This window comes from Pseudomonas sp. Irchel s3a10, from assembly GCF_900187525.1.
GTDB classification, from domain to species: Bacteria; Pseudomonadota; Gammaproteobacteria; order Pseudomonadales; family Pseudomonadaceae; genus Aquipseudomonas; species Aquipseudomonas koreensis_G.
The window spans coordinates 164,105-186,459 of the sequence record NZ_FYDR01000007.1 but is presented as its reverse complement, the minus strand read 5'-3'; the positions used below and the strand labels follow the sequence as shown (position 1 = coordinate 186,459).

Genomic DNA, 22,355 nt, shown 5'->3' with positions numbered 1-22,355 from the left:
ACAGATAAGACCCTGCCAGTCTCGCGCAAACCCGGCGCATAAACACCACTGTTTTTGTAGTGTTTTACCATTCAGGCAGCGCAAAAAAATGAGAAATAAATGCAAATGCCGTTAATACAGCGTTTTTCAAAGCCCCATTGAATGACAGGTTAAATACAACGCTTTACTGATGACTAATAACCTTTCCAGCAACTAACCGTCCCCTCCAAGAGCAAAAAAATTCAACGTTATCTGTAAGACCTGTCCTACACTCGGTTGCGTGCAGGATCCCATTGGATCCAGACAAGCACCCTACGGACGACTCATGGAGAGTGAGTGATGGAAATGTGGAAGGAGTCGCAACTAAAGCAACTGACTTTCGCAAGAGAAATAGAGACCGCTTATCCGATCTTGCTGCGATTCGCTCAAAATATCGGCTTCAATTTTTGTGCCATCTCAATGACATCAAACAATCGGAACGCTGACTTCAAAACCTTGCAAATCAATAACTACCCGAAGGAGTGGAATCAACTTTATGAAAGACAAAACTACCAAAAAGTCGATCCGGTAATAGCACACTGCAGTCATTCAATGCTGCCGATTGTCTGGACCGAAGACGTGTTTTCGCGAACCTTGTCGCTGTGGGACGCGCAACAGAAACATGGATTGCGACACGGTTGGTCACAGTCGTTCCACCATGAAGAGAGCGGGCTGTGCAGCACCCTGAGCCTTGCGAGGAAAAACGGTCCATTAAGTCCGCTCGAGTTGTACGAGCATTTTGGCTATATGTTTTACGCGACCAGCCACCTCAGTGACCTGTTCGCCAAAACCTTGCCCAAACCGGCCAAAAAGCCCGCGCCCCCGCGCCTTTCACCGCGAGAACTGGAAGTGCTCAAGCTCTCGGCGCTCGGCAAGACGGCCTATGAGATTGCCAGGATCCTCTGCCTGAGCGAGCGGACCGTGAATTACCACGTGCAAAACGTGATTCTCAAACTGAACGTCTGCAACAAGATTTCTGCGGTCATTGCCGCCAAGAGTTGCGGCCTTCTCGACATGCCTGCCCGCTAAAAGCTGCGAGTATTTCAACGGAAAAAAACGTACCATTTGCGACCTTCCTGAGTGATGACGTGAACCTTGACGTTGTATTTCACTCGGACGGTTCCGCTGCGCGACACCCTGGGCTGCGGGCCACCCGTTGATTAACCAGAGTTCCCGTACCATGCCCTTGCTCGAAACGCCCTTTGCCCAACTCGACCTGATCCGCCAGCCCGAGCAGCAGAATGAACCTCTGCAAGCGTTCGATGCAGCCGACGAATACCTGCTCAATCACCTGGCTGCGCAGCAACCGACGGCAGACACCCGGGTACTGGTACTTAACGACAGCTTCGGGGCTTTGGCGGCGAGTCTGGCGGGCAAGGTTCAGGTCAGCAGCAGTGGCGACTCGTTTCTGGCATTCCAGGGACTGGAAAAGAACCTGGTGCGCAACGGCCTGCCATTCGATGCAGTGCGCGGCATTGCGGCGAGTGAGCCGTTGGTCGGGCCGTTCGACAAGGTGCTGATCCGCGTCCCCAAGACACTCGCGCTGCTGGAAGAACAACTGATCCGCCTGCAAGGGCAACTGGCACCCGGCGCTGAAGTGGTAGCTGCGGCCATGGTCAAGCACCTGCCGCGCGCTGCCGGCGATCTGCTGGAGCGTTACATTGGCCCGGTACAGGCATCACTGGCGGTGAAGAAAGCTCGCCTGTTGATCGCAACGCCTGAGGCCAAAGCCCCGGCGACCTCGCCCTACCCTTCGCGTTATCAGCTCGACGAGCCGGCCATCGAATTGCTCAACCACGCCAACGTGTTCTGCCGCGAGGGCCTGGACATCGGCACCCGGGCCTTTCTCCCGCATCTGCCCAGGAACCTCGGCAGCGCCCGGGTCGCCGACCTTGGTTGCGGTAACGGCGTACTGGCCATCGTCAGCGCCCTGCACAACCCTGACGCGCACTACACGCTGGTCGACGAATCGTTCATGGCCGTGCAATCGGCCGCCGAGAACTGGCGCGCCGCGCTGGGCGAGCGTGAAGTGCTCGTGCGCGCCGGCGATGGTCTGGCCGGACAGGAGCCGCAATCGCTAGACGTGGTGCTGTGCAATCCACCATTCCATCAACAACAGGTGGTCGGCGATTTCCTCGCCTGGCGCATGTTCCAGCAGGCCCGCGAGGCGCTGGTGGTCGGCGGTGCGTTGTACATCGTCGGCAACCGGCACCTGGGCTATCACAGCAAGCTGGCGCGGCTGTTCCGCGGCGTCGAGCAAGTGGCGGCCACACCGAAATTCGTGATTCTCAAAGCCCGCAAGTAAAGCATCAGGCAAAAAAAACCCTCCGCGGTACAGAGGGTCATAAAACCGTGCCAAGGGCAACGGGACGGGATGTTTCAGTGCGTGGTCAGGCCGGCCGCGTTCATGAACAGGCGCATCAGGCTGGCGGCAATGAACAGCGCGCCGACGCTACCGATCCAGATCAGGGCCAACCAGCCGAGCCGCTGCCACAGCGGCTTTTTTTCGGCTTCTTCAATTTCGCGCAGGGAATGTTTGCCGTTCATTGCATCGTTCCTCTTAGGCGGTGACGTCGCTGAGGACGCCACCGCGAACAGGTTTGCTCCCTCAGGGTGAGCAGAGCCGCAGATCAGTGGTAACCGTCTTCATGGGTGACCTTGCCGCGGAACACGTAGTAGCTCCAGAAGGTGTAACCCAGGATGAACGGGATGATGAACAGCGTACCGACCAGCATGAAGCCCTGGCTCTGCGGCGGTGCGGCGGCGTCCCAGATCGAGATCGACGGCGGCACGATATTCGGCCACAGGCTGATGCCCAGACCGCTGTAGCCGAGGAAAATCAGCACCAGGGTCAGCAAAAACGGCATGTAGTTGGCGTTGCGCGCCACCGCGCGGATCAGCCCGTACAGTGTCACCAGCACCAGAATCGGCACCGGCATGAACCAGAACAGATTCGGCATGCTGAACCAGCGTGTCGCGATCTCGGGGTGAGACAGCGGCGTCCACAGACTGACGATGCCAATCACTGCCAGCAGCACAAACGCCAGCGGCCGCGCCAGGTTGTGCATCTGTTCCTGCAACTTGCCTTCGGTCTTCATGATCAGCCAGGTGCAGCCGAGCAAGGCATAGGCCACCACCAGCGCGGCACCGCAGAACAGGGTGAACGGTGTCAGCCAGTCCAGTGAACCGCCGGCGTATTGCCGATTGACCACTGGCAAACCGTCGATGAAGGCCCCGAGTGCCACGCCCTGGAAGAACGTCGCCGCCACCGAGCCGCCGATGAACGCCTTGTCCCACAGGTGACGCTTGTCGTCCTTGGCCTTGAAGCGGAACTCGAACGCCACCCCGCGGAAAATCAGGCCGATCAGCATGAAGATCAAAGGCAGGTACAGCGCCGACAGCACCACCGAATAGGCCAGCGGGAACGCGCCGAACAACGCCGCGCCGCCCAGTACCAGCCAGGTTTCATTGCCGTCCCATACCGGGGCGACGGTGTTCATCATCACATCACGGTCGGTCTTGCCGGGAATGAACGGGAAGAGAATCCCGATCCCCAGGTCGAAGCCGTCCATGACCACGTACATCATGATGCCGAAGATGATAATCACGGCCCAGATCAGCGGAAGATCAATACCCATGATTCAAATCTCCTTGGTCAGGCGAACGTCGTCGCTGTGATCGGCATCGGCCGAATCGTCGGCAGCGGACAACGGACGGGCCGGTGTGCGTTTCTTGCCTGGACCGCCGTCTGGCGTTTCTGTGCCCTCGCTGATCTTCGGCCCTTTACGCACCAGGCGCATCATGTAACCAAGGCCCGCACCGAACAGCGCGAAATACACCACGACGAACATGATCAGGGTGATGCTCATCTGCATGAAGCTGTGATTGGACGAAGCGTCCGCCGTGCGCATCAGCCCGTAGACCACCCACGGCTGCCGACCGATTTCAGTGGTGAACCAGCCAGCGAGGATCGCGATCAGGCCGGACGGCCCCATCCACAACGCCAGATACAGGAACGGCCGCGAGGTGTAGAGCGAATCGCGCTTGCGCAGCCACAGGCTCCACAGACCGGTGAAGATCATCAGGAAGCCGAGACCGACCATGATCCGGAACGACCAGAACACGATGGTCGAGTTCGGCCGGTCTTCAGGCGGGAACTCCTTGAGCGCCGGCACTTGCTTGTCCAGCGAGTGGGTCAGGATCAGGCTGCCGAGGTACGGGATCTCCACGGCGAACTTGGTTTTCTCTTCCTTCATGTCCGGCCAGCCGAACAGGATCAACGGCGTCGCTTCGTTGCCTTTGTTTTCCCAGTGACCTTCGATCGCAGCGATTTTCGCTGGCTGGTGCTCAAGCGTATTGAGGCCATGGAAGTCGCCAATGACCGCCTGGATCGGCGCCACGATCAGCGCCATCCACATCGCCATCGACAACATGGTGCGAATCGCCGGGTTGTCCCTGCCGCGCAGCAGGTGCCAGGCCGCCGACGAACCGACGAAGAAGGCCGTGGCGACGAACGCAGCGGTCGCCATGTGCATCAGGCGATACGGGAACGACGGGTTGAAGATGATCGCCAGCCAGTCGGTCGGGATCACTTGACCGTTGACGATCTCGAAGCCTTGCGGCGTCTGCATCCAGCTGTTTGAAGCGAGAATCCAGAATGTCGAGATCAGCGTGCCGATCGCCACCATCACCGTAGAGAAGAAGTGCAGTTTGCGTCCGACCTTGTTCCAGCCGAACAGCATCACTCCGAGGAAACCGGCTTCGAGGAAGAATGCCGTGAGCACCTCGTAGGTCAGCAACGGCCCGGTGACGGAACCGGCGAAGTCCGAGAAACGGCTCCAGTTGGTGCCGAACTGGTAGGCCATGACCAGGCCGGAGACCACACCCATGCCGAAGTTGACGGCAAAGATCTTCGACCAGAAGTGGTAAAGATCCCGGTAAGTGTCGTTATGGGTTTTCAACCACAACCCTTCAAGCACCGCCAGGTAACTCGCCAGACCAATGGTGATGGCCGGGAACAGGATGTGGAACGAGATGGTGAACGCGAACTGAATTCGGGCGAGATCGAGTGCCTCTAAACCGAACATAAGTCTTCCTCTGTCAGGTAATACCGGCATCGGGGCTTGTGGCCCCTGCCTACTGCCCCCACGGATATGGAGTGCGGCGAATTCTGATTCGTTCTTTTTTAACAGCCATCGCAACGCAGGGAGTCTGGCCAACGGGCCACCAGAGCATGGCCCGGGAGGGTCTTGATCTGGATCAAGCAACGTTAAAAGAGTAGTCCCATTTCCGACGAAGAACGGCGTGGTCGTTTGCCGCGTGACAAGTTGCCTCATTGCCTGGGCAATGCTCTGAAACACGCTCCCCGCGCTGCACGTCCTGTTGTGAGGGGATTCATCCCCGATGGGCGGCGAAGCAGCCCCATATGTTTCGTAGCGTCGTCAATTTTTTACGACTGCTGCGCAGCCGATCGGGGATAAATCCCCTCACCACATTGGGATGAGGTGTGCCGGGGAGCGATAGATGTCTGGCTAACTAAATTTTCTGTCATAGCAACTTCCTGTTACAGACTGGTGATAATCTCGCCGTTCCCCTTCGAGCCAGACCTGCCTTCAGATGCCCAGCCAAGAGCCCCTGCTGTTACGTCACCATCGTCCGTTTCTCGCGTTCTGGTTCGCCCGGATCTTCACCGCCAGCGGCTTTCAGATGCTCACGGTGGCGATCGGCTGGAATCTGTACCAGTTGACCGGCAACGTGCTCGATCTGGGCCTGGTCGGGCTGGTCGAGTTCGCGCCACGGGTGCTGTTCATGCTGCACACCGGGCATGTCGCCGACCGTTATGACCGGCGCCGTGTCGCCGCGATCTGTCAGTCGTTGCAGGCGTTGATCGCCCTGGCGCTGGCCATCGGCAGTGCGACCGACCACGTCACCCGGGAAATGATCTTTATCCTCGCCTTCCTGCTCGGCGCGGCGCGCTCCTTCGAAATGCCAACGACCCAGGCGCTGCTGCCGAGCATCGTGCCCAGCGCCCTGTTTCCACGGGCGGTCGCTGCAGCGCAATCGGCTCAACAGTCAGCCACCATTGTCGCCCCGGCCCTCGGTGGCTTGCTTTACGCGTTCGGCAGCGTCTGGGTCTATGGCCCGACGGTCCTGCTCTACGTCATCGCCTGCACCTTGATGCTCAACCTGCCCGCCCGACAAACGCCGCTGAACAAAGGCAAAGCCACGCTGGACTCGTTGCTGGCAGGCATCCGCTTCATTCGCAGCCGGCCGGACATTCTCGGAGCGATCTCGCTGGATCTGTTCGCGGTGTTGCTCGGTGGCGCCACCGCGTTGCTGCCGGTGTTCGCCAAGGACATCCTGCTCACCGGGCCGTGGGGCCTGGGCCTACTGCGTTCGGCACCGGCGGTCGGCGCACTGGGGATGTCGCTGTTCCTCGCGCGATTTGCCGTCGAGCGCAATGTTGGCCGGGTGATGTTCACGGCGGTCGGCGTATTCGGCGTGGCAACCATCGCCTTCGGCCTGTCGACCTCGTTCTGGTTCTCGCTGGCGGTGCTGGTGGTGCTCGGCGCGGCGGACATGATCAGCATGGTGATCCGCGCGTCCTTCGTGCAACTGGAAACCCCGGACGAAATGCGTGGCCGGGTCAGCGCGGTGAACGGCCTGTTCATCGGCGCCTCGAACCAGTTGGGCGAATTCGAATCCGGCCTCACCGCGCACTGGTTCGGCACCGTCCCGGCGGTGGTGATGGGCGGAATCGGCACGCTGGTGGTCACCGGGACCTGGATCAAACTGTTCCCGACCCTGGCCAACCGCGACCGGATGCATGTGCCGGTGGAAGAGGCGAAGGTCTAGGTCACATCAGTGAAATCAACAGGCCAGGCACAAATTGATTGAAAAGGTGCGGTACATAGATACCGCACAGAGTGTAACGTATCGCCTTACACTCGCCGCCATGATCAAATCCTTTCAGCACAAAGGCCTTCGTGGCTTCTATGAAACAGGTTCGACCCGCGGAATTCGCGCCGATCACGCAAAACGTCTGGCGCGTATGCTGCAGTTCATGGATCGCGCAGCACTTCCCGCAGATCTTGATCTGCCGGGTTGGCGCCTGCATCCACTGAAGGGTGAACTGTCCGAATATTGGTCGCTCAGTGTTTCAGGCAACTGGCGGGTTATCTTTCGTTTTGTCGGTTCGGACATCGAATTGGTCGATTATCTGGACTACCACTGACAGGAGGCAGGCTCATGACCATGCACAACCCGCCGCACCCCGGTGAAACCCTGCTCACGGATGTCTTGCCAGAGTTAGGCATCAGTGTGAGTGAATTGGCCAGACATCTGGGCTTCGCCCGCCCTCACCTTTCCCGCGTATTGCACGGCCATGCACCGATCAGCCCGGATCTGGCAGTACGGCTGGAGCGAGCAGGCATTGGCAAGGCGCGTGTGTGGCTAGGCGTTCAAACCGATTACGATCTGTGGCAAGCAGAGCATCGGGAGCAACCAGCCATTACGCCTATCGCTGCCCACGCCTGAAGCCATCACACCAACATCTCCCCCGCCACTTTCGCCCGCAACGCCTTGCCACCAAGCTGCTCCACCAGCGTCAGGGCAAACGCCAGTGCGCCACCGGAGCCTTGGGCGGTGATGCAGTTGCCGTCGACCACCACCGGTTGATCAACAAACGTACAGCCTGACAGTTGATGGCTGGCACTCGGCAGGCAGGTCATGCGCCGTTGGCGTAATACGCCGGAGGCTTGCAGGGCGATGGCTGGGGCTTCGGCGATGGCGGCGAACAGGCGACCGGCGCTGGCCTGGTCCTTGAGCAATTGTTGCAACGGCTGATGCGCCGCGAGGTGCTGGGCGCCGATGGCACCACCGGGCAGGACAATCAGATCGAAGGTCTGCGCCAGCACATCAATCAACATGCCGTCCGCCGTCAGGCGTGTGCCGCGGGCGCAGGTCAGCATGCGCCGGCCTTCGATGCTGGCCGCCACGACTTCGACGCCGGCGCGGCGCAGCACATCGACCAGGGTCACGCTTTGCAGATCATCGATGCCCTCGGCGAGGGTAATCAGGGCTCTAAAGGTCATGGGCGCCATCCGCTAAGTGATCTTTCAAGCGTAGTCAGCTTTGCCCTGCCCCGTTCGGTGACAGCCGTTACTTGATGTAAAGCTGGGTCGACATCGTGTTGCGTGGCGCGTTGATCGAGGTGTTACTGAAGGTGAAGGTGCCTTCCTGCTTGCCCGCCAGATCGAAGGTATACAGCGAGCCGACGGTGTTGCTGCCGGGCTTGCACTCAGTCAGATTGCCGTTATCAAAAGCGCACACCGGCGCCCGGGTGCCGTTGACTTCAAAGCCGTCCAGCGTGGCGTGCGGCTGGTTCTGCCCATAGCCGACTTCCAGTACGTACACCTTGATGCTAGGCCCGGCGTGATTGCATTGAGTCTGGGTCTGTCCGTCACCGATGTCTTCCAGCCCGCAGGCGGGCGACTGAACCTTGATCACTTTCACCTGCGTCAACGGTGGTGCGGAGGCTGCCAGCGCCGCCGTCGACCCGGCCATCAGCCCTGCCATTCCCCAGAAAGCCTTCATCCAGCGCTTGCCCATGTGATCGCGTTTCCCCGAAAAATTCAGCGCGCAGTATGGCGCAGTTGGCCTTGTGGCAAAACTTCGACGACGTTCGGCACCAACAACCGCCATATTCCTCACGCTGCTGGTATGATGCGCGGCTTTTTCCGGCCCACCACAAATTCCCAGGCGCTTGCGACGGTCTGTGCTTTGCTGTTGAGGTCGATACATTCACGGCGCCGCGCGCGCCACGGGGAGCAGACATGCTGGAAAGGCTGTTTCAACTCAAGGCACACAACACCAACGTGCGTACCGAGATTCTGGCGGGCGTCACGACCTTCCTGGCCATGGCCTACATTCTGTTCGTCAACCCGAGCATTCTCGGCGAGACCGGCATGGACAAGGGCGCGGTGTTCGTCGCCACCTGTCTGGCAGCCGCCATCGGCTCGACCATCATGGGCCTGATCGCCAACTACCCGATTGCCCTCGCCCCGGGCATGGGCCTGAACGCCTTCTTCACTTACACCGTGGTCTTGCACATGGGCCACACCTGGCAAGTGGCGCTGGGCGCGGTGTTCATCTCGGCGGTGTGCTTCTTCCTGCTGTCGATCTTCCGCATCCGCGAATGGATCATCAACAGCATCCCGCTGCCGCTGCGCTCGGCGATTGCCGCCGGTATCGGCCTGTTCCTGGCGCTGATCGCCCTGCACAACGCGGGCATCGTGGTCAGCAACCCGGCGACCATGGTCGGCCTCGGTGACCTGAAAGCCCCGGCGCCGATTCTCGCCACCCTCGGCTTCGCCCTGATCGTCGCCCTCGAAGCGCTGAAAGTGCGCGGCGCAGTGCTGATCGGCATTCTGGCAGTGACCATCATTTCCATCGCCATGGGCTTCACCCCGTTCGGCGGCGTGACCTCGATGCCACCGTCGCTGGCCCCGACCTTCATGCAACTGGACATCAAGGGCGCGCTGGACATCGGTCTGGTCAGCGTGATCTTCGCCTTCCTGTTCGTCGACTTGTTCGACAACTCCGGCACCCTGATCGGCGTCGCCAAGCGCGCCGGCCTGATGGGCAAGGACGGCCACATGCCGAAAATGGGTCGGGCACTGATCGCCGACAGCACCGCGGCGATGGCCGGCTCGCTGCTGGGTACTTCGACCACCACCAGCTACATCGAATCCGCGGCCGGCGTGAGCGCTGGCGGCCGTACCGGTCTGACGGCGATCGTCGTGGCGATCCTGTTCCTGCTGGCGCTGTTCTTCTCGCCACTGGCGGCCAGCGTCCCGGCGTTCGCCACCGCTCCGGCGCTGCTGTTCGTCGCCGTGCTGATGACGTCGGGCCTGGCGGAAATAGACTGGGAAGACATCACCGTTGCCGCACCGGTCGTGGTCACCGCGCTGGCGATGCCGTTCACTTACTCGATCGCCAACGGCATCGCTTTCGGTTTCATCTCCTGGACCGTGATCAAGCTGCTGTCGGGCCGCGCCCGTGAGCTGAACCCGGCGCTGGTGATCCTGTCGATTCTGTTCGTGATCAAGTTGGGTTGGTTCAACGCATGACTTTTGATTCCCAGGCCTACGCCACTCAGCTCGAAGACAAGGTCACGCGTTTGCGTGACCTGCTGGCCCCGTTCGATGCACCAGAGCCGACCGTGTTCGACTCGCCGCTGCAGAACTTCCGCCTGCGCGCGGAATTTCGCCTGTGGCGCGAGGCCGGTGAGCGGCACTACGCGATGTTCTCCCAGGACGACAAACGCACGCCGATCCTGATCGAAGAGTTTCCGATTGCCAGCCTGCGCATCAACCAGTTGATGCCGCAGCTCAAGGCGGCATGGCAGGCCAGCTCGGCGCTGAGCCACAAGCTGTTCCAGGTGGAATTTCTCACCACCCTGGCCGGCGATGCGATGATCACCCTGTGCTATCACCGTCCGCTGGACGAGCACTGGCATGCGGCCGCGTCGAAGTTGGCGGCTGATCTCAACGTCAGCGTCATCGGACGTTCCAAGGGCAAGCGCGAAGTCATCGGCCACGATTACGTGGTGGAGAAACTCGACGTCGGCGGTCGCACCTTCAGCTACCGTCAGCCGGAAGGCGCGTTCACCCAGCCCAACGGCACGGTGAACCAGAAAATGCTCAACTGGGCATATGAAGCATTGGGTGATCGCACTGACGACCTGCTGGAGCTGTACTGCGGCAACGGCAACTTCACCCTGCCGCTCGCCACCCGCGTGCGCAAAGTGCTGGCCACCGAGATCAGCAAGACCTCGGTCAACGCCGCACTGAGCAACCTCAGCGAAAACGCTGTGGATAACGTCACGCTGGTGCGTCTGTCCGCCGAAGAGCTGACCGAAGCGCTTAACGAAGTGCGCCCGTTCCGTCGCCTGCAAGGCATCGACCTGAAGAGCTACGAGTTCGGTAGCGTATTCGTCGACCCGCCGCGCGCCGGCATGGACCCGGACACCTGCGAGCTGACGCGGCGCTTCGACAATATCCTGTACATCTCCTGCAACCCGGAAACCCTCGCGGCCAACATCGCCCAACTGCACGACACGCACCGCATCACCCGCTGCGCGATGTTCGACCAGTTCCCGTGGACGCATCACATGGAGTCCGGGGTGTTGCTGACCCGGCGTTGATGGCGAATGCCGAATACAAAAAAGCCGTCGTTGATGACGGCTTTTTTGTTCCTGCTTACTGTGCGGTGTCGGTTTTACGTGGACGCCCGCCCTTCTTGCCATTCGCTCGTGCGGCTTCGGATTTTGCCGCACTGCTTTGACGACCGTTGCGCGACGCAACCACCGAGGCCGCCATCCTCATGAGAGACGGGCTCGCCGAAATCATTCCGGAGATGGAAACGTCGAGGTCTTTGCCCTTGTGGCAAAGCGCGGTGCCTGCAAAACCGACTGTCAGGTTCGCATAATCGTCTGAATCAAACCCGTCGAACTCCGAGTACTGGCTCACCGGTAGCAACACACCGCTGCCGTCTTCAAAACGAATGACCAGAGACGGGCTTTCAAAGGTCACAGAAACAGCCTGCAAGCTGCTAGCTTGGCGCGCTTCGCCACGTTTTATCGCGGCATCGAGCATTTCTTCCGTCAGTGGACGATGTACGGACGGCTTTGCCTTGATGACTTTCATAAATCGATTTCAACTCCTTCCAGTTTGCCGAGTAATGTCAGAAGGGTTTTGTCTGCTTCTGGCTCATAGCGCGCCGAACTGATCCTGTATGTCGTAGCAGTAACCGTTTTCATAACAGGTACTTCATTGGACTCGCAGTCCCACACCTGATTGTCGAGACAGACTGTTTGCAAACCTGACCACCAGACCCCTCGTGCGCGACGCAAATGAGCAGGTTGCCCCAGTGATCGACACAATCCTTCCAGCACCGCCAGCGGCGGTCGGCGAGAAAGCGGCACGACGTCCCACAGATCAATGTCGTTGTGCCAGAAGCTGAACTGGAATCGGGCATTCCAGGCGCCCGCGTCAACATGTGCGTGGGGTGGGCAATGCTCATCTCGCAACATGATGCTTATCGACAATCCCTTGTATTTACATACTTTCATGCTAACCCATCCGTTAGGTTCATAAGTTTCAGGATTCGATTTTCCTTTCAAATCCGACCGCCGGTGCTGCACAGCACCCGATGGTTTTCACCAACTTTGAGGCTAGCGTCGGCATGGGTGAGGAGGCGTTGAATCTTCGAGAAAAAACGTAAGCAAAGCTGTCGATACAATTCGAATAAATCTGAAATGAAAATGGCTTGTGTGCGATCACCGAACATAAAAGCCAAAGGTCCAGACAGTTCAATTGACCATGGTAACCATCTGGTACATTTTACCTCCACAGGCTGAAACCCTCGGCCCAAGCCAAAAACAATAAGTGGAGTTTGCCCCCATGCCCCCTATCGTTCTGGTGCTCAACGGCCCGAACCTGAACCTGCTCGGCACCCGTGAACCGGCAACCTACGGTCACGAAACCTTGGCTGATATTTCTGCTCTGTGCGGCCGCGCCGCCGAAGAATTCGGCCTGGCCGTGGAGTTTCGCCAGACCAATCACGAAGGCGAATTGCTCGACTGGATTCACGCGGCACGCGGTCGTTGCGCCGGGATCGTGATCAACCCGGCGGCGTGGACGCACACCTCGGTGGCGATCCGCGACGCGCTGGTGGCCAGTGAATTGCCGGTGATCGAAGTGCACCTGTCCAACGTGCATGCGCGTGAGCCGTTCCGCCATCACTCGTTCGTCTCGGCCATCGCCACGGCAGTGATGTGCGGCTTCGGCAGTCATGGCTATCGCCTGGCCCTGGAACATTTCAGTCAGCGACTGAAGGGGCGCGCAGCATGACCCGTAAACCGGTAATACTGGCTGGCCTGATCGGCGCCGGCATTCAGGCCTCGCGCACGCCGGCACTGCATGAACACGAAGGCGATGCCCAAGGCCTGCGTTACCTGTATCGGCTGATCGACCTCGATCAGTTGCATCTGGACAGCAACGCCCTGCCCGACTTGCTGCAGGCGGCCGAGCGGATGAACTACACCGGCCTGAACATCACTTTCCCGTGCAAGCAGGCTATCATCCCGCTGCTCGATGAGCTGTCGCCGGAAGCCCGAGGCATCGGCGCGGTCAACACCGTGGTGCTCAAGGACGGCAAGCGCGTCGGCCACAACACCGATTGCCTGGGTTTTGCCGAAGGTTTTCGTCGCGGCTTGCAGGATGTCGCCCGTGAGCGAGTAGTCCAAATGGGGGCCGGCGGTGCGGGAGCGGCAGTGGCCCACGCGTTGTTGAGCGAAGGCGTACAGCAGCTGAGTATTTTCGATGTCGACCGCGAGCGCGCCGAGAGTCTGGCGAACAACCTCAACCAGCATTTCGGCTCAGGCCGAGCGGTCGCCGGGCGCGATCTGCCGGGCTCGCTGAACCAGGCCGATGGTCTGGTGAACACCACGCCGATGGGCATGGCCAAACTGCCGGGCATGCCGGTGCCAGTGGAACTGCTGCGCAAGGAATTGTGGGTCGCAGAGATCGTTTACTTCCCGCTGGAAACCGAACTGCTGCGCAACGCCCGCGCCCTCGGTTGCCGCACGCTGGACGGCGGCAACATGGCAGTGTTTCAAGCGGTGAAGGCGTTTGAATTGTTCAGCGGCGTGGTGCCGGATGCGCAGCGCATGCTCGCGCATTTTCAAAGCATGAATGGCTGAAGCTCAAAAGGAACCTGTGGGAGCGGGCTTGCTCGCGAAAGCGCTGTCAGGCGCCAGATGTATAGGCTGACACGCCGCCTTCGCGAGCAAGCCCGCTCCCACAATGGGTAGGTGTCACGGCTGCAAGTAGCGCAACACCGATTCGCAGATCATCTCGCGATGACGCTGCTTGATGCTTTCATCCGGCAGGTCGATCTGAAAAATCTCACCGAACGTATGGCGATTCGAGACGCGGTAGAAACAGAACGAGCTGATCAGCAAGTGCACATCCAGCGCGTCCAGCCCGGCGCGGAACACACCCTCCTCGGCACCGCGACGCAAAATCTCGCCCAGTGAATCGAGGATCGTATTGTTCATCGCCTTGATCGTGTCCGAACGCTTCACGAACTCGGCGTTGTGGATATTTTCGATACAGACAATGCGCACGAAATCGACGTTGCGGTCGTGGTGATCAAAGGTGAACTCCACCAGTCGACGGATCGCCACCATCGGCGGCAGCTCGGCAAGGTGCAGGCGGTTTTCGGTGGTGCGGATGTCGCCGTAAAGCTTCTCCAGCACTTCGACGTACAGCTGTTCCTTACTGCCGAAGTAGTAATAGATCATGCGTTTGGAGGTATGGATACGCTCGGCGATCGCATCGACGCGAGCACCCGACAAACCCTGCTGGACGAACTCGACGATCGCCTCCTGCAGGATATTCTCGCGGGTCTTTTCCGGGTTGTTCTTGCGACTCTTGCGCGGCTCGATGCCAGATGCGACGGGAGCGGCGGGGAGTTCTGAAGTCATTGTCATTGCGGGCTCACGGCCATCACTGCACAGGTTGGCGATTATGGGCCGCGCTGCACAGTGAAGGAAGCCACGCGGCTCGTGTTTAATCCCGCGTTTACGAAATTCCTACAACTTGGCCTGACGCACGGCACCGCTGCGTGATTTGGCCATCGCCGCCAGACGTACCGCGACGTTCGCTGCACCATAACCGGCATAGCCGTTTTTACGCTGGATGATCTCGAAGAAAAAGCGTCCCTCGAACGGCTCGGTGTACACGTGGAACAGCTCACCGCCCTGCGCGTCACGATCGTAGAGCACGTTGTAGTACGCCAGCTCGCTGAGGAATTCGTCATCGAAATCGAAGCGCGCAGCGAGGTCGTCGTAATAGTTGAGCGGGATATCCAGCAGCGGCACCCCAGCTTCTTTGGCGCGGCTGACTTCGGCGAAGATGTCCTCACAATCGAAGGCGATGTGATGCACACCGGAACCGCGATAACTCGACAGCGCGTGAGAAATCGCGGTGTTGCGGTTCTCCGAGATATTCAGCGGCAGGCGGATCGAACTGTCGCGACTTCTCAGCGCCCGGCTTTTCACCAGACCGTAAGGATCAGGCAACACCACTTCATCGTCGGCCTCGAAATCCAGCAGGCTCTTGTAGAACAGCACCCAACTGTCGAGGCTGTCGGCCGGCAACGCCATGGCCATGTGATCGATGCGCTTGAGGCCACCACGGGCCTGTGCGTTCGGCAGCAGATTGAAATCGGTGCCATAGACGTCCGCCGCCTCATCCACCAGATAAATCAGGCTGCCGTCCGGCGCACGCACCGCGGCCAGTTCCAGTTCGTTGGGGCCGACCAGGCCGCGATAGGGCTGGCCCTTGTAGGCAACGGCACGGGCCAGGGCGCTGGCGCTGTCCTTGACCCGCACGGCGGTGGCGCACAGCGACGGGCCGTGGGCCTCGAAAAAACTGTGGCCGAACGAATACGGTTCGGCGTTGAGGATCAGGTTGATATCGCCCTGGCGCAACAGACTCACACTCTTGGAGCGATGCTGTCCGGCCTTGACGAAACCCAAGCGTTCCAGCCAGTTGCTCAGTTTGGCGCCGAGGCTTTCGTCGACGGCGAACTCAAGAAACTCGATGCCGTTGTACTCGCTGGCCTGCGGCGTTTCGAAGAGGATGTCGCGGCTGGCCACCGGCGTTGTTTGCTGTTCCAGACGCTGACGGGTTTTCTCTTCCAGATACAGCAGCGAACGCAGACCATCGGCGGCATTCGCCCGTGGCGGCGCGGCGCGGAAACCATCGTTGAAGATCTCCAGCGACAACGGCCCGGTGTAACCGCTCTGGATGATCGGCGCGAGGAACCCCGGCAGATCGAATTCGCCCTGCCCCGGGAAACAGCGGAAATGCCGGCTCCACTCCAAGACGTCCATGGCGAGTATCGGCGCGTCGGCCATTTGCACAAAGAAGATCTTGTCGCCGGGAATGTCGGCAATCGCGCTTGGATCGCCTTTCAACGACAAGGTGTGAAAGCTGTCGAGCAGCACGCCGAGCGCCGGGTGATCGGCCTGGCGCACGATGTCCCAGACCTGTTGATAAGTATTGACGTGACGGCCCCAGGCCAGCGCTTCATAGCCGATACGCAACCCGCGAGCGCCGGCACGTTCGGCCAGCAGCCGCAGGTCATCGACGAGAATCTGCCGGTCGCCGACGCTGTCCGCCGAAGCGTTGCTGCAGACCAGCACCAGATCGGTGCCCAGCTCCTGCATCAGGTCGAACTTGCGCTCGGCCCGCTCCAGATTGCGCGCCAGCCGATCTCGGCGGCAGCCTTCAAAATCGCGGAACGGCTGGAACAGGGTGATGGCGATCCCCAGGTCAGCGCACATCTGCCTGATTTCCCGCGGACTGCCGTCGTAATACAGAAGATCGTTCTCGAAGATCTCGACGCCGTCGAACCCGGCGGCGGCAATGGCTTCAAGCTTTTCCGGCAGGGTGCCGCTCAGGGAAACGGTGGCAATGGAACGCTGCATGTTTCTACTCCCGATGGGGATCGTCTTGTCACGCGTCCCTGTAGGAGCTGCCGAAGGCTGCGATCTTTTGATCTTCACAAACAAAGATCGCAGCCTTCGGCAGCTCCTACAGAGGTACGTTTTTTATCGTGAGGAAATTATTGGCTGCATCGTCTTCAGCAGCAATTTAAAGTGTACCAGCCGGTTAGTTTTGCGTGCGATTATCGAACACTATGGCGTTTCGGCGAATTGACGATTTTTCGTCCACTGCCCACCATCGACGTCACATTGAGTCCGGAAATGAACCTTCGGTCGCAGTGCGTGCAAACAACACCACATAACAAATTCAAAAACGGGTGGAACAATGATTCCTTCACAGACTTCCCGCATGGCCCCGGCCATGAGCACTGCCACGGGTGGCATCGGCGACAAGATCCGCGGCGCCATGGCTGTCGGCAAGACCCGTTGGGGCATGCTGGCGCTGGTGTTTTTCGCCACGACCCTGAACTACATCGACCGCGCAGCCCTCGGCGTCATGCAGCCGATCCTCGCCAAGGAAATGAGCTGGACGGCGATGGATTACGCCAACATCAACTTCTGGTTTCAGGTCGGCTATGCGATCGGTTTCGTCCTGCAGGGACGCTTGATCGACCGCGTCGGCGTCAAGCGCGTGTTCTTCTGCGCAGTGCTGCTCTGGAGCCTGGCCACCGGCGCTCACGGTCTGGCGACGTCGGCCGTCGGCTTCATGGTCTGCCGGTTCATCCTCGGCCTGACCGAAGCGGCCAACTACCCGGCCTGCGTGAAAACCACGCGCCTGTGGTTCCCCGCCGGTGAACGCGCAGTGGCCACCGGCATCTTCAACGCCGGGACCAACGTCGGCGCCATGTTCACGCCGATGCTGCTGCCGCTGATTCTCCACGTGTGGGGCTGGCAGGCGGCGTTCCTGTGCATGTCCGCACTGGGCGGGATCTGGCTGCTGTTCTGGGGCCTGAAATACTTCAACCCGGAAGACCATCCACGGGTGAAAAAATCCGAACTCGACTACATCCAGCAGGAAGTCGAACCGGAACAGGCCCGCGTACCGTTTTCACGCATCCTGCGCATGCGCGGCACCTGGGCGTTCGCCCTCGCCTATTCGCTGACCGCGCCGGTGTTCTGGTTCTACCTGTATTGGCTGCCGCCGTTTCTCAATCAGCAATACAACCTGGGCATCAACGTCACCCAGATGGGTATTCCGCTGATCATCATCTACGTGACGGCCGACTTCGGCAGTGTCGGCGGCGGCATTCTGTCTTCGTTCCTGATCGGTCGCGGCATGAACCCGATCAAGGCGCGGCTGCTGTCGATGTTCCTGTTCGCCTGCTGCATCATCGGCGTGATCATGGCCGCCGGCTCAAGCAATCTGTGGGTCGCTGTCGCGGCGATCTCCCTGGCGATCGGCGCGCATCAGGCCTGGACCGCGAACATCTGGAGCCTGGTGATGGACTACACGCCCAAGCACATGATGAGTACTGTGTTCGGCTTCGGCGGTATGTGCGCCGCGATCGGCGGGATGTTCATGACCCAGATCGTCGGCCACATCCTGACCGTCACCAATAACAACTACACGGTGCTGTTCACGCTGATTCCGGCGATGTACTTCCTGGCGCTGACCTGGATGTACTTCATGGCCCCGCGCAAGATTCCAGACGTCACCGAATAACCGGCCTGCACCCCCTCCCCCCTGTGGGAGCAGGCTTGCTCGCGAAAGCGTCCAGTCAGTCACTGAAGCTGTCGACTGAAACACCGCCTTCGCGAGCAAGCCCGCTCCCACAGGGTTATTTATCTCTATCATCTGCGGCTTTGCTGCCACGCCGCCGCCAGGCCGCTGCAACAGATCACCGCAATGCCGATCACCGTCAACAGACTCGGCGTGTGATTGAACACCACCCACCCCAACAGCCCGGCAAACACGATCTGGCAGTAGCCGAATGGCGCCAGCAACGCTGGTGCTGCGTGGCGGAACGCCTGGGTCAGAAACAGGTGCGCGGTCATCCCGCAGCTGCCCAGCGCCAGCATCAACACGGCGTGTGACCAGGTCGGCACTTGCCAGAAGAACGGCACCAGCGCACTCATCACCAGCGTGTTGCACAGACCGGCGAAAAAATTGCTGGTGGTCGGACTGTCGACCTCACTGAGCTTGCGCGTCAGCAGTTGATAGAAGCAGAAAAACAACGCCGAGCAGAACGGCAGCAGCACCGCCGGGGTGAACAATTCACCGCCCGGGTGAACGATGATCAGCACGCCGATGAATCCACAGATCACCGCAATCCACTGCCCGCGCGTCACCCGTTCCTTGAGCAACGGCACCGACAGCGCCGTCACCAGCACCGGCGCGAGAAAGTTGACCGCCGTGGCCTCGGCCAGCGGGATGTATAACAGCGCGGTGGTGAAAAACAGACTGGTGCCGAGCAGGCACAGCGCCCGCGCCAACTGCCATGACGGCCGTTTGGTGCGCAGCACACGCAGCCCTGATTGCGGCAGGAAAATCCCCGCCATCAGCAAGGTGTGCACCAGATACCGCGCCCACACCACCATGACGATCGGGTAGAAGCCCGAAAGGTATTTCGACAGCGCGTCGTGGCTGGAAAACAGGAAAGTCGCCACGACAATCAGCAAGATCCCCTTGAAGGGTTGGTTGACACCGGAGAGCGGGGTGCTGACGGTCATTGGATATCTCTGAAGAAAAAATAAACAGTGGCGGCGACGCTGGCGTCCCGCCACAAAAACTGACTTACAACTGCGCCAACAATTCCCGCGTCCTGTCGAGCGCCATCTGCGCTCGCTGCAATCCGCTTACGCCCTGCTCCAGCAGTTTTACCGTGGGGATCTCCAGGCTCAGTGGAATATTAGCTGGCAGACTGCGCAACAAACCGTGCAGGTCGCAATCGCCCTCGCCGGGAAACCGCCGTTCGTTGCGAGCCTGACGCAAGATCTCGGCCATGTCCGCCGGTCGCGGTCCCGCCACATCACACAATTGCGCATAACGCAGGCGCGCAGGCGCGACGTGGGCCAGATCCTCCAGCCGTGAACCGGAGCGATCGAAATGAAAGGCATCGACCAGCACCGCGGCGTTTTCCCGGTCGGCATTGGCAACGATGCGCAACGCCTGTTCGAGGTTGCGCGCATCGGTCCAGGGCATGAACTCCAGATGCGGATGCAAACCGTAAGGCGCCGCCAGATCACATAGCGCGGCAAAGTTGTCGGTGAGCCGTTGCTCGTCAGGATCATTGCCGGCGACCAGTAATTCACTGGCGCCAAACTCCGCGCCGACGGCCAGCAGCTTCTCGAAATCGGCAACCACGGTGTGCGGTTTCAGACGCAGGATTTCCACATCGAGCACAGCGATGCCAGTGTCGCGCAAACGCGCCAACGTCTGACGCCGTAATCCGCCATCGGCCACCAATGGAAAGTGATATTCCTCCGGCGTCGCCGGCTCCAGGCGCAGGCCGACATGGCTGTAACCGGCACGCGCCGCCACCTCGACCATGTGCGGCGGTGACAACTCGAGTACGGTGAGACTGGCCAGAGACAGAATTCGTTCGTTCATGCTCAAGCCTCGACCGCTGCCGGGGAACAGGCACGACCGCTGGCCGCCGCCTCGCGAATCGCCTCGACCAGCGCCAGGGTTCGCGCGGCATCGGCGGCACTGACCAAGGGTTCGACCTCACGCCGCGCGACCTGCACAAAATGCTGCAGCTGCAACCGCAATGCGTCCCCGGCCTCACACTGTTCTTGCTGCGCGATCAGCGGTTCGTGCCAGCCGGCATCCACTTGATCGGCAGCGTAATGCCAGCGCTTGAGTTGCGGAATGCTCAGCGCCCCGGCGGTTCCCGCCAGCAGATAACACGGCTGATCGTCCTGACGCGGATAGACCGGGTTCTCCCCGGAGTTCAGCTCCCAGCTCCACGGCGCGGCAACCGCATCGGAACCGCTCAGCGTGCCCAGTGCACCGTCGGCAAATTGCAGTAACACAGCGACGCTGTCTTCGTTGGCAAACCCACGCACCGCGTTGTCGGCGACGGCCTGCACCGACTGCACTTCACCGCACAGGTGACGCAGCAGATCGAGGTCGTGAATCAGATTGGTCAGCAACAGGCCCGCGCCCGGTTCACGGCGCCACGGGACCTCGAAATATCGGTCGGGTTTGCGTAACTGGAACAGTGCAGTAACCGTGGTCAGCCGCCCGAGCGCGCCGCTGAGCAACAACTCGTGGGCACGCACGATCAACGGATTGTGCCGCCGATGATGGCCGACCAGCACCGGCACACCACTGCGTTTGACTGCCGCCACCAGCTCACGCACCTCATCCAGGTGCACGCCGAGCGGTTTCTCCAGCAACACCGGAACCCTGGCGGCGAGGCAATCCAGCGCCGTGCTGACGTGCTGATTATTCGGATTGGCCACGATCACCGCATCTGGCCTCACCTGCTCCAGCATCTGCCGGTGATCGGCGAAATGCGCCACGCCCCACTGCGCCGCCAGCGCGGGAGCCTGCGGGCCGGGATCGGCCACTGCGCACAACCGGGCTTCATCGAGGGTTCGCAGGTGCTGGTAATGCTGCTGGCCCATGTTGCCAGCGCCGATCAGGGCGATACGAAGGGGCGAAGTCAAGGGGCGATCCTCTTTTGATTGTTGTTGGAAATGTCACTCCAGCAACAATTTAGAACCACGTTCCACAATCCAACACCCAGTGGTGGGAAAACCGTGCGGACACCGCACAACTTTGTACTTGACGCTCAACCTGTAGGAGCTGCCGCAGGCTGCGATCTTTTGACTTTGATTTTCAAGATCAAAAGATCGCAGCCTTCGGCAGCTCCTACAAGGGATCGGTCAGACGAACAATTCGGACGCAAGACTTGCCGCCGACAATTCCTCGGCAAACGTCATCAGCAAAGGCGCCAATTCGTGCAGCCGCGCGCCGGGCATCCGTGCGCTTGGCCCGGCAATGCTCAGTACACCGATTACCCGCCCGTCAACGGGATGCTTTACCACCGCGGCAATCGCCGAGGTGCCCACCGCCGAGCTTTCCTCGACACAGGCATAACCCTGCTCCCGCGCCAGCCGTAAGCGCTCCAGCAGTTCGATATTGGAGCGCGGCGCATTCGGCCCGACGCCCACCGGCACTTCCGCGCCCTGGCGTTCAACCAGCGACAACGCTTCGGCGTCGCTCATGCAGGCCAGCCAGGCGTGCCCGGAAGCGGTGTAGAACAACGGCGCGTCGCGGCCCATGTCCGGGTCATAACGCAGGCCCGTGCGTGCGCCCTGCGCCTTGGCGATCCAGGTCTGGCGCTCGCCATCGATCACCCCCAGGCGCACCAGTTCGCCGGTTTCCTGAGCCAGTCGATCCAGCACCGGTTGCACGATGTCGGCACCGCTGCTCGACAGGTACTGAAACCCCATCGCCACCAGTTTGGTCGACAGGTGATAGCGCAAAGTGTCGGCATTCTGCCGCACGTAGCCCAGGCGAATCAGCTCCGCGAGCATCCGGTGCGTGGCACTTTTCGGGATGTCCAGTTGCTCGGCCAAGGTCTGCATCGGCAGCCCGCGCGGCGCACTGGTGAGGCTTTCCAGCACGCTGAAAACCCGTTCGATCTGACTGCCGGCCATGGGAAGGTCCAAGTGAAATTTTGCCGATTCTAGAAGACATCCGAGACAAAGCGAAATCCGGAACTGGTTGTGCGATAACCGCCCACTTTACTGAACCATGCCTTGTTGCAACTGCACATCATTGGTTAATTTCTGGAACCTGATTCCA

The 22,355-nt window shown here is 60.3% G+C and carries 23 protein-coding genes; 10 read left to right on the top strand and 13 right to left on the bottom strand.

The features are described 5' to 3' along the window. Positions 1-318: 318 nt before the first annotated feature. Positions 319-1,047 (top strand): autoinducer binding domain-containing protein, encoded by a 729-nt coding sequence (locus CKW11_RS21195; RefSeq protein ID WP_095139276.1) that lies wholly within the window; start codon positions 319-321, stop codon positions 1,045-1,047. Positions 1,048-1,198: 151 nt separating this feature from the next. After that, positions 1,199-2,323, top strand: a complete 1,125-nt coding sequence (locus CKW11_RS21190; protein WP_095139275.1) for a class I SAM-dependent methyltransferase — start codon at positions 1,199-1,201, stop codon at positions 2,321-2,323. Between the two features lie 74 nt (positions 2,324-2,397). Here CKW11_RS21190 and CKW11_RS21185 read toward each other — a convergent pair whose 3' ends face one another. From CKW11_RS21185 to CKW11_RS21175, 3 genes are all read right to left on the bottom strand, one after another. After that, positions 2,398-2,565, bottom strand: a complete 168-nt coding sequence (locus CKW11_RS21185; RefSeq protein ID WP_095139274.1) for a DUF2474 domain-containing protein — start codon at positions 2,563-2,565, stop codon at positions 2,398-2,400. An 83-nt stretch (positions 2,566-2,648) separates the two neighbouring features. Further along, on the bottom strand, positions 2,649-3,656 hold the full coding sequence (gene cydB, locus CKW11_RS21180; RefSeq protein ID WP_047602597.1) for a cytochrome d ubiquinol oxidase subunit II: 1,008 nt from the start codon (positions 3,654-3,656) through the stop codon (positions 2,649-2,651). Between the two features lie 3 nt (positions 3,657-3,659). Next, a complete protein-coding gene (locus CKW11_RS21175; protein WP_095139273.1) occupies positions 3,660-5,105 on the bottom strand; it encodes a cytochrome ubiquinol oxidase subunit I in 1,446 nt (481 codons plus the stop codon). Positions 5,106-5,634: 529 nt separating this feature from the next. Here CKW11_RS21175 and CKW11_RS21170 point away from each other — a divergent pair. The 3 genes from CKW11_RS21170 (at position 5,635) to CKW11_RS21160 (ending at position 7,554) form a co-directional block, all read left to right on the top strand. Next, a complete protein-coding gene (locus tag CKW11_RS21170; protein WP_007963751.1) occupies positions 5,635-6,873 on the top strand; it encodes an MFS transporter in 1,239 nt (412 codons plus the stop codon). A gap of 100 nt (positions 6,874-6,973) precedes the next feature. Then, positions 6,974-7,252, top strand: coding sequence for a type II toxin-antitoxin system RelE/ParE family toxin (locus CKW11_RS21165; protein ID WP_027612847.1), 279 nt, complete (start codon positions 6,974-6,976; stop codon positions 7,250-7,252). 14 nt (positions 7,253-7,266) lie between these two features. Continuing rightward, positions 7,267-7,554 carry a HigA family addiction module antitoxin gene (locus CKW11_RS21160; RefSeq protein ID WP_027612848.1) on the top strand — a complete coding sequence of 96 codons (288 nt, stop codon included), beginning with the start codon at positions 7,267-7,269 and terminating at the stop codon, positions 7,552-7,554. Between the two features lie 5 nt (positions 7,555-7,559). Here CKW11_RS21160 and CKW11_RS21155 read toward each other — a convergent pair whose 3' ends face one another. Together CKW11_RS21155 and CKW11_RS21150 are read right to left on the bottom strand one after the other, a co-directional pair. Beyond that, positions 7,560-8,111, bottom strand: a complete 552-nt coding sequence (locus CKW11_RS21155) for a DJ-1 family glyoxalase III (protein ID WP_095139315.1) — start codon at positions 8,109-8,111, stop codon at positions 7,560-7,562. A 67-nt stretch (positions 8,112-8,178) separates the two neighbouring features. Next, positions 8,179-8,628, bottom strand: coding sequence for a DUF4879 domain-containing protein (locus tag CKW11_RS21150; RefSeq protein ID WP_095139272.1), 450 nt, complete (start codon positions 8,626-8,628; stop codon positions 8,179-8,181). A 224-nt stretch (positions 8,629-8,852) separates the two neighbouring features. Between CKW11_RS21150 and CKW11_RS21145 the strand changes: the two genes are divergently transcribed. Both CKW11_RS21145 and trmA read left to right on the top strand, forming a co-directional pair. Further along, the gene (locus CKW11_RS21145; protein WP_007963748.1) at positions 8,853-10,148 is read left to right on the top strand and encodes an NCS2 family permease; all 1,296 of its coding nucleotides are present in this window, start codon (positions 8,853-8,855) and stop codon (positions 10,146-10,148) included. After that, positions 10,145-11,224, top strand: a complete 1,080-nt coding sequence (trmA, locus tag CKW11_RS21140) for a tRNA (uridine(54)-C5)-methyltransferase TrmA (RefSeq protein WP_095139271.1) — start codon at positions 10,145-10,147, stop codon at positions 11,222-11,224. Before CKW11_RS21145 ends, trmA begins: the two co-directional genes overlap by 4 nt. Before the next feature lie 55 nt (positions 11,225-11,279). Here the strand turns inward: trmA and CKW11_RS21135 are convergent, their stop codons facing one another. Both CKW11_RS21135 and CKW11_RS21130 read right to left on the bottom strand, forming a co-directional pair. Next, a complete protein-coding gene (locus tag CKW11_RS21135; protein WP_095139270.1) occupies positions 11,280-11,726 on the bottom strand; it encodes a DUF2442 domain-containing protein in 447 nt (148 codons plus the stop codon). Further along, entirely contained in the window at positions 11,723-12,151 is a 429-nt protein-coding gene (locus tag CKW11_RS21130) for a DUF4160 domain-containing protein (RefSeq protein WP_095139269.1), read from the bottom strand. The genes CKW11_RS21135 and CKW11_RS21130 overlap by 4 nt, the downstream gene beginning before the upstream one ends. A 331-nt stretch (positions 12,152-12,482) precedes the next feature. Here CKW11_RS21130 and aroQ point away from each other — a divergent pair, with 331 nt between their 5' ends. After that, positions 12,483-12,932 carry a type II 3-dehydroquinate dehydratase gene (aroQ, locus tag CKW11_RS21125; protein WP_025108744.1) on the top strand — a complete coding sequence of 150 codons (450 nt, stop codon included), beginning with the start codon at positions 12,483-12,485 and terminating at the stop codon, positions 12,930-12,932. Further along, the gene (locus tag CKW11_RS21120; RefSeq protein WP_095139268.1) at positions 12,929-13,783 is read left to right on the top strand and encodes a shikimate dehydrogenase; all 855 of its coding nucleotides are present in this window, start codon (positions 12,929-12,931) and stop codon (positions 13,781-13,783) included. The genes aroQ and CKW11_RS21120 overlap by 4 nt, the downstream gene beginning before the upstream one ends. A 114-nt stretch (positions 13,784-13,897) precedes the next feature. Here the strand turns inward: CKW11_RS21120 and CKW11_RS21115 are convergent, their stop codons facing one another. Both CKW11_RS21115 and quiC read right to left on the bottom strand, forming a co-directional pair. Next, complete coding sequence (locus CKW11_RS21115) at positions 13,898-14,575, bottom strand: TetR family transcriptional regulator (RefSeq protein WP_095139267.1); 678 nt, start codon at positions 14,573-14,575, stop codon at positions 13,898-13,900. Positions 14,576-14,677: 102 nt separating this feature from the next. Next, positions 14,678-16,579: a 3-dehydroshikimate dehydratase QuiC gene (quiC, locus tag CKW11_RS21110; RefSeq protein WP_095139266.1), complete on the bottom strand. Its 1,902-nt coding sequence runs from the start codon at positions 16,577-16,579 to the stop codon at positions 14,678-14,680. Between the two features lie 343 nt (positions 16,580-16,922). Here quiC and CKW11_RS21100 point away from each other — a divergent pair, with 343 nt between their 5' ends. Further along, entirely contained in the window at positions 16,923-18,260 is a 1,338-nt protein-coding gene (locus tag CKW11_RS21100; RefSeq protein ID WP_095139264.1) for an MFS transporter, read from the top strand. A 128-nt stretch (positions 18,261-18,388) separates the two neighbouring features. On the opposite strand, the gene CKW11_RS21095 is transcribed toward CKW11_RS21100, so the two are convergent. The 4 genes from CKW11_RS21095 to CKW11_RS21080 form a co-directional block, all read right to left on the bottom strand. Next, positions 18,389-19,267: a DMT family transporter gene (locus tag CKW11_RS21095; RefSeq protein ID WP_095139263.1), complete on the bottom strand. Its 879-nt coding sequence runs from the start codon at positions 19,265-19,267 to the stop codon at positions 18,389-18,391. A 64-nt stretch (positions 19,268-19,331) separates the two neighbouring features. Further along, positions 19,332-20,147: a sugar phosphate isomerase/epimerase gene (locus CKW11_RS21090; protein ID WP_095139262.1), complete on the bottom strand. Its 816-nt coding sequence runs from the start codon at positions 20,145-20,147 to the stop codon at positions 19,332-19,334. Positions 20,148-20,149: 2 nt separating this feature from the next. Beyond that, on the bottom strand, positions 20,150-21,211 hold the full coding sequence (locus tag CKW11_RS21085; RefSeq protein WP_095139261.1) for a Gfo/Idh/MocA family protein: 1,062 nt from the start codon (positions 21,209-21,211) through the stop codon (positions 20,150-20,152). 219 nt (positions 21,212-21,430) lie between these two features. Continuing rightward, positions 21,431-22,207, bottom strand: a complete 777-nt coding sequence (locus CKW11_RS21080; RefSeq protein WP_095139260.1) for an IclR family transcriptional regulator — start codon at positions 22,205-22,207, stop codon at positions 21,431-21,433. Between the last annotated feature and the right edge of the window lie 148 nt (positions 22,208-22,355).

What these genes read in the sequence shown, in the direction of transcription:
- CKW11_RS21145 (WP_007963748.1), top strand. Translation starts at nt 8,853, where the DNA reads ATGCTGGAAAGGCTGTTTCAACTCAAGGCACACAACACCAACGTGCGT.
- CKW11_RS21175 (WP_095139273.1), bottom strand. Translation starts at nt 5,105, where the DNA reads ATGTTCGGTTTAGAGGCACTCGATCTCGCCCGAATTCAGTTCGCGTTC.
- CKW11_RS21135 (WP_095139270.1), bottom strand. Translation starts at nt 11,726, where the DNA reads ATGAAAGTCATCAAGGCAAAGCCGTCCGTACATCGTCCACTGACGGAA.
- CKW11_RS21160 (WP_027612848.1), top strand. Translation starts at nt 7,267, where the DNA reads ATGACCATGCACAACCCGCCGCACCCCGGTGAAACCCTGCTCACGGAT.
- aroQ (WP_025108744.1), top strand. Translation starts at nt 12,483, where the DNA reads ATGCCCCCTATCGTTCTGGTGCTCAACGGCCCGAACCTGAACCTGCTC.
- CKW11_RS21155 (WP_095139315.1), bottom strand. Translation starts at nt 8,111, where the DNA reads ATGACCTTTAGAGCCCTGATTACCCTCGCCGAGGGCATCGATGATCTG.
- CKW11_RS21130 (WP_095139269.1), bottom strand. Translation starts at nt 12,151, where the DNA reads ATGAAAGTATGTAAATACAAGGGATTGTCGATAAGCATCATGTTGCGA.
- CKW11_RS21090 (WP_095139262.1), bottom strand. Translation starts at nt 20,147, where the DNA reads ATGAACGAACGAATTCTGTCTCTGGCCAGTCTCACCGTACTCGAGTTG.
- CKW11_RS21115 (WP_095139267.1), bottom strand. Translation starts at nt 14,575, where the DNA reads ATGACAATGACTTCAGAACTCCCCGCCGCTCCCGTCGCATCTGGCATC.
- CKW11_RS21195 (WP_095139276.1), top strand. Translation starts at nt 319, where the DNA reads ATGGAAATGTGGAAGGAGTCGCAACTAAAGCAACTGACTTTCGCAAGA.
- CKW11_RS21100 (WP_095139264.1), top strand. Translation starts at nt 16,923, where the DNA reads ATGATTCCTTCACAGACTTCCCGCATGGCCCCGGCCATGAGCACTGCC.
- quiC (WP_095139266.1), bottom strand. Translation starts at nt 16,579, where the DNA reads ATGCAGCGTTCCATTGCCACCGTTTCCCTGAGCGGCACCCTGCCGGAA.
- trmA (WP_095139271.1), top strand. Translation starts at nt 10,145, where the DNA reads ATGACTTTTGATTCCCAGGCCTACGCCACTCAGCTCGAAGACAAGGTC.
- CKW11_RS21165 (WP_027612847.1), top strand. Translation starts at nt 6,974, where the DNA reads ATGATCAAATCCTTTCAGCACAAAGGCCTTCGTGGCTTCTATGAAACA.
- CKW11_RS21150 (WP_095139272.1), bottom strand. Translation starts at nt 8,628, where the DNA reads ATGGGCAAGCGCTGGATGAAGGCTTTCTGGGGAATGGCAGGGCTGATG.
- CKW11_RS21170 (WP_007963751.1), top strand. Translation starts at nt 5,635, where the DNA reads ATGCCCAGCCAAGAGCCCCTGCTGTTACGTCACCATCGTCCGTTTCTC.
- CKW11_RS21120 (WP_095139268.1), top strand. Translation starts at nt 12,929, where the DNA reads ATGACCCGTAAACCGGTAATACTGGCTGGCCTGATCGGCGCCGGCATT.
- CKW11_RS21080 (WP_095139260.1), bottom strand. Translation starts at nt 22,207, where the DNA reads ATGGCCGGCAGTCAGATCGAACGGGTTTTCAGCGTGCTGGAAAGCCTC.
- CKW11_RS21185 (WP_095139274.1), bottom strand. Translation starts at nt 2,565, where the DNA reads ATGAACGGCAAACATTCCCTGCGCGAAATTGAAGAAGCCGAAAAAAAG.
- cydB (WP_047602597.1), bottom strand. Translation starts at nt 3,656, where the DNA reads ATGGGTATTGATCTTCCGCTGATCTGGGCCGTGATTATCATCTTCGGC.
- CKW11_RS21190 (WP_095139275.1), top strand. Translation starts at nt 1,199, where the DNA reads ATGCCCTTGCTCGAAACGCCCTTTGCCCAACTCGACCTGATCCGCCAG.
- CKW11_RS21095 (WP_095139263.1), bottom strand. Translation starts at nt 19,267, where the DNA reads ATGACCGTCAGCACCCCGCTCTCCGGTGTCAACCAACCCTTCAAGGGG.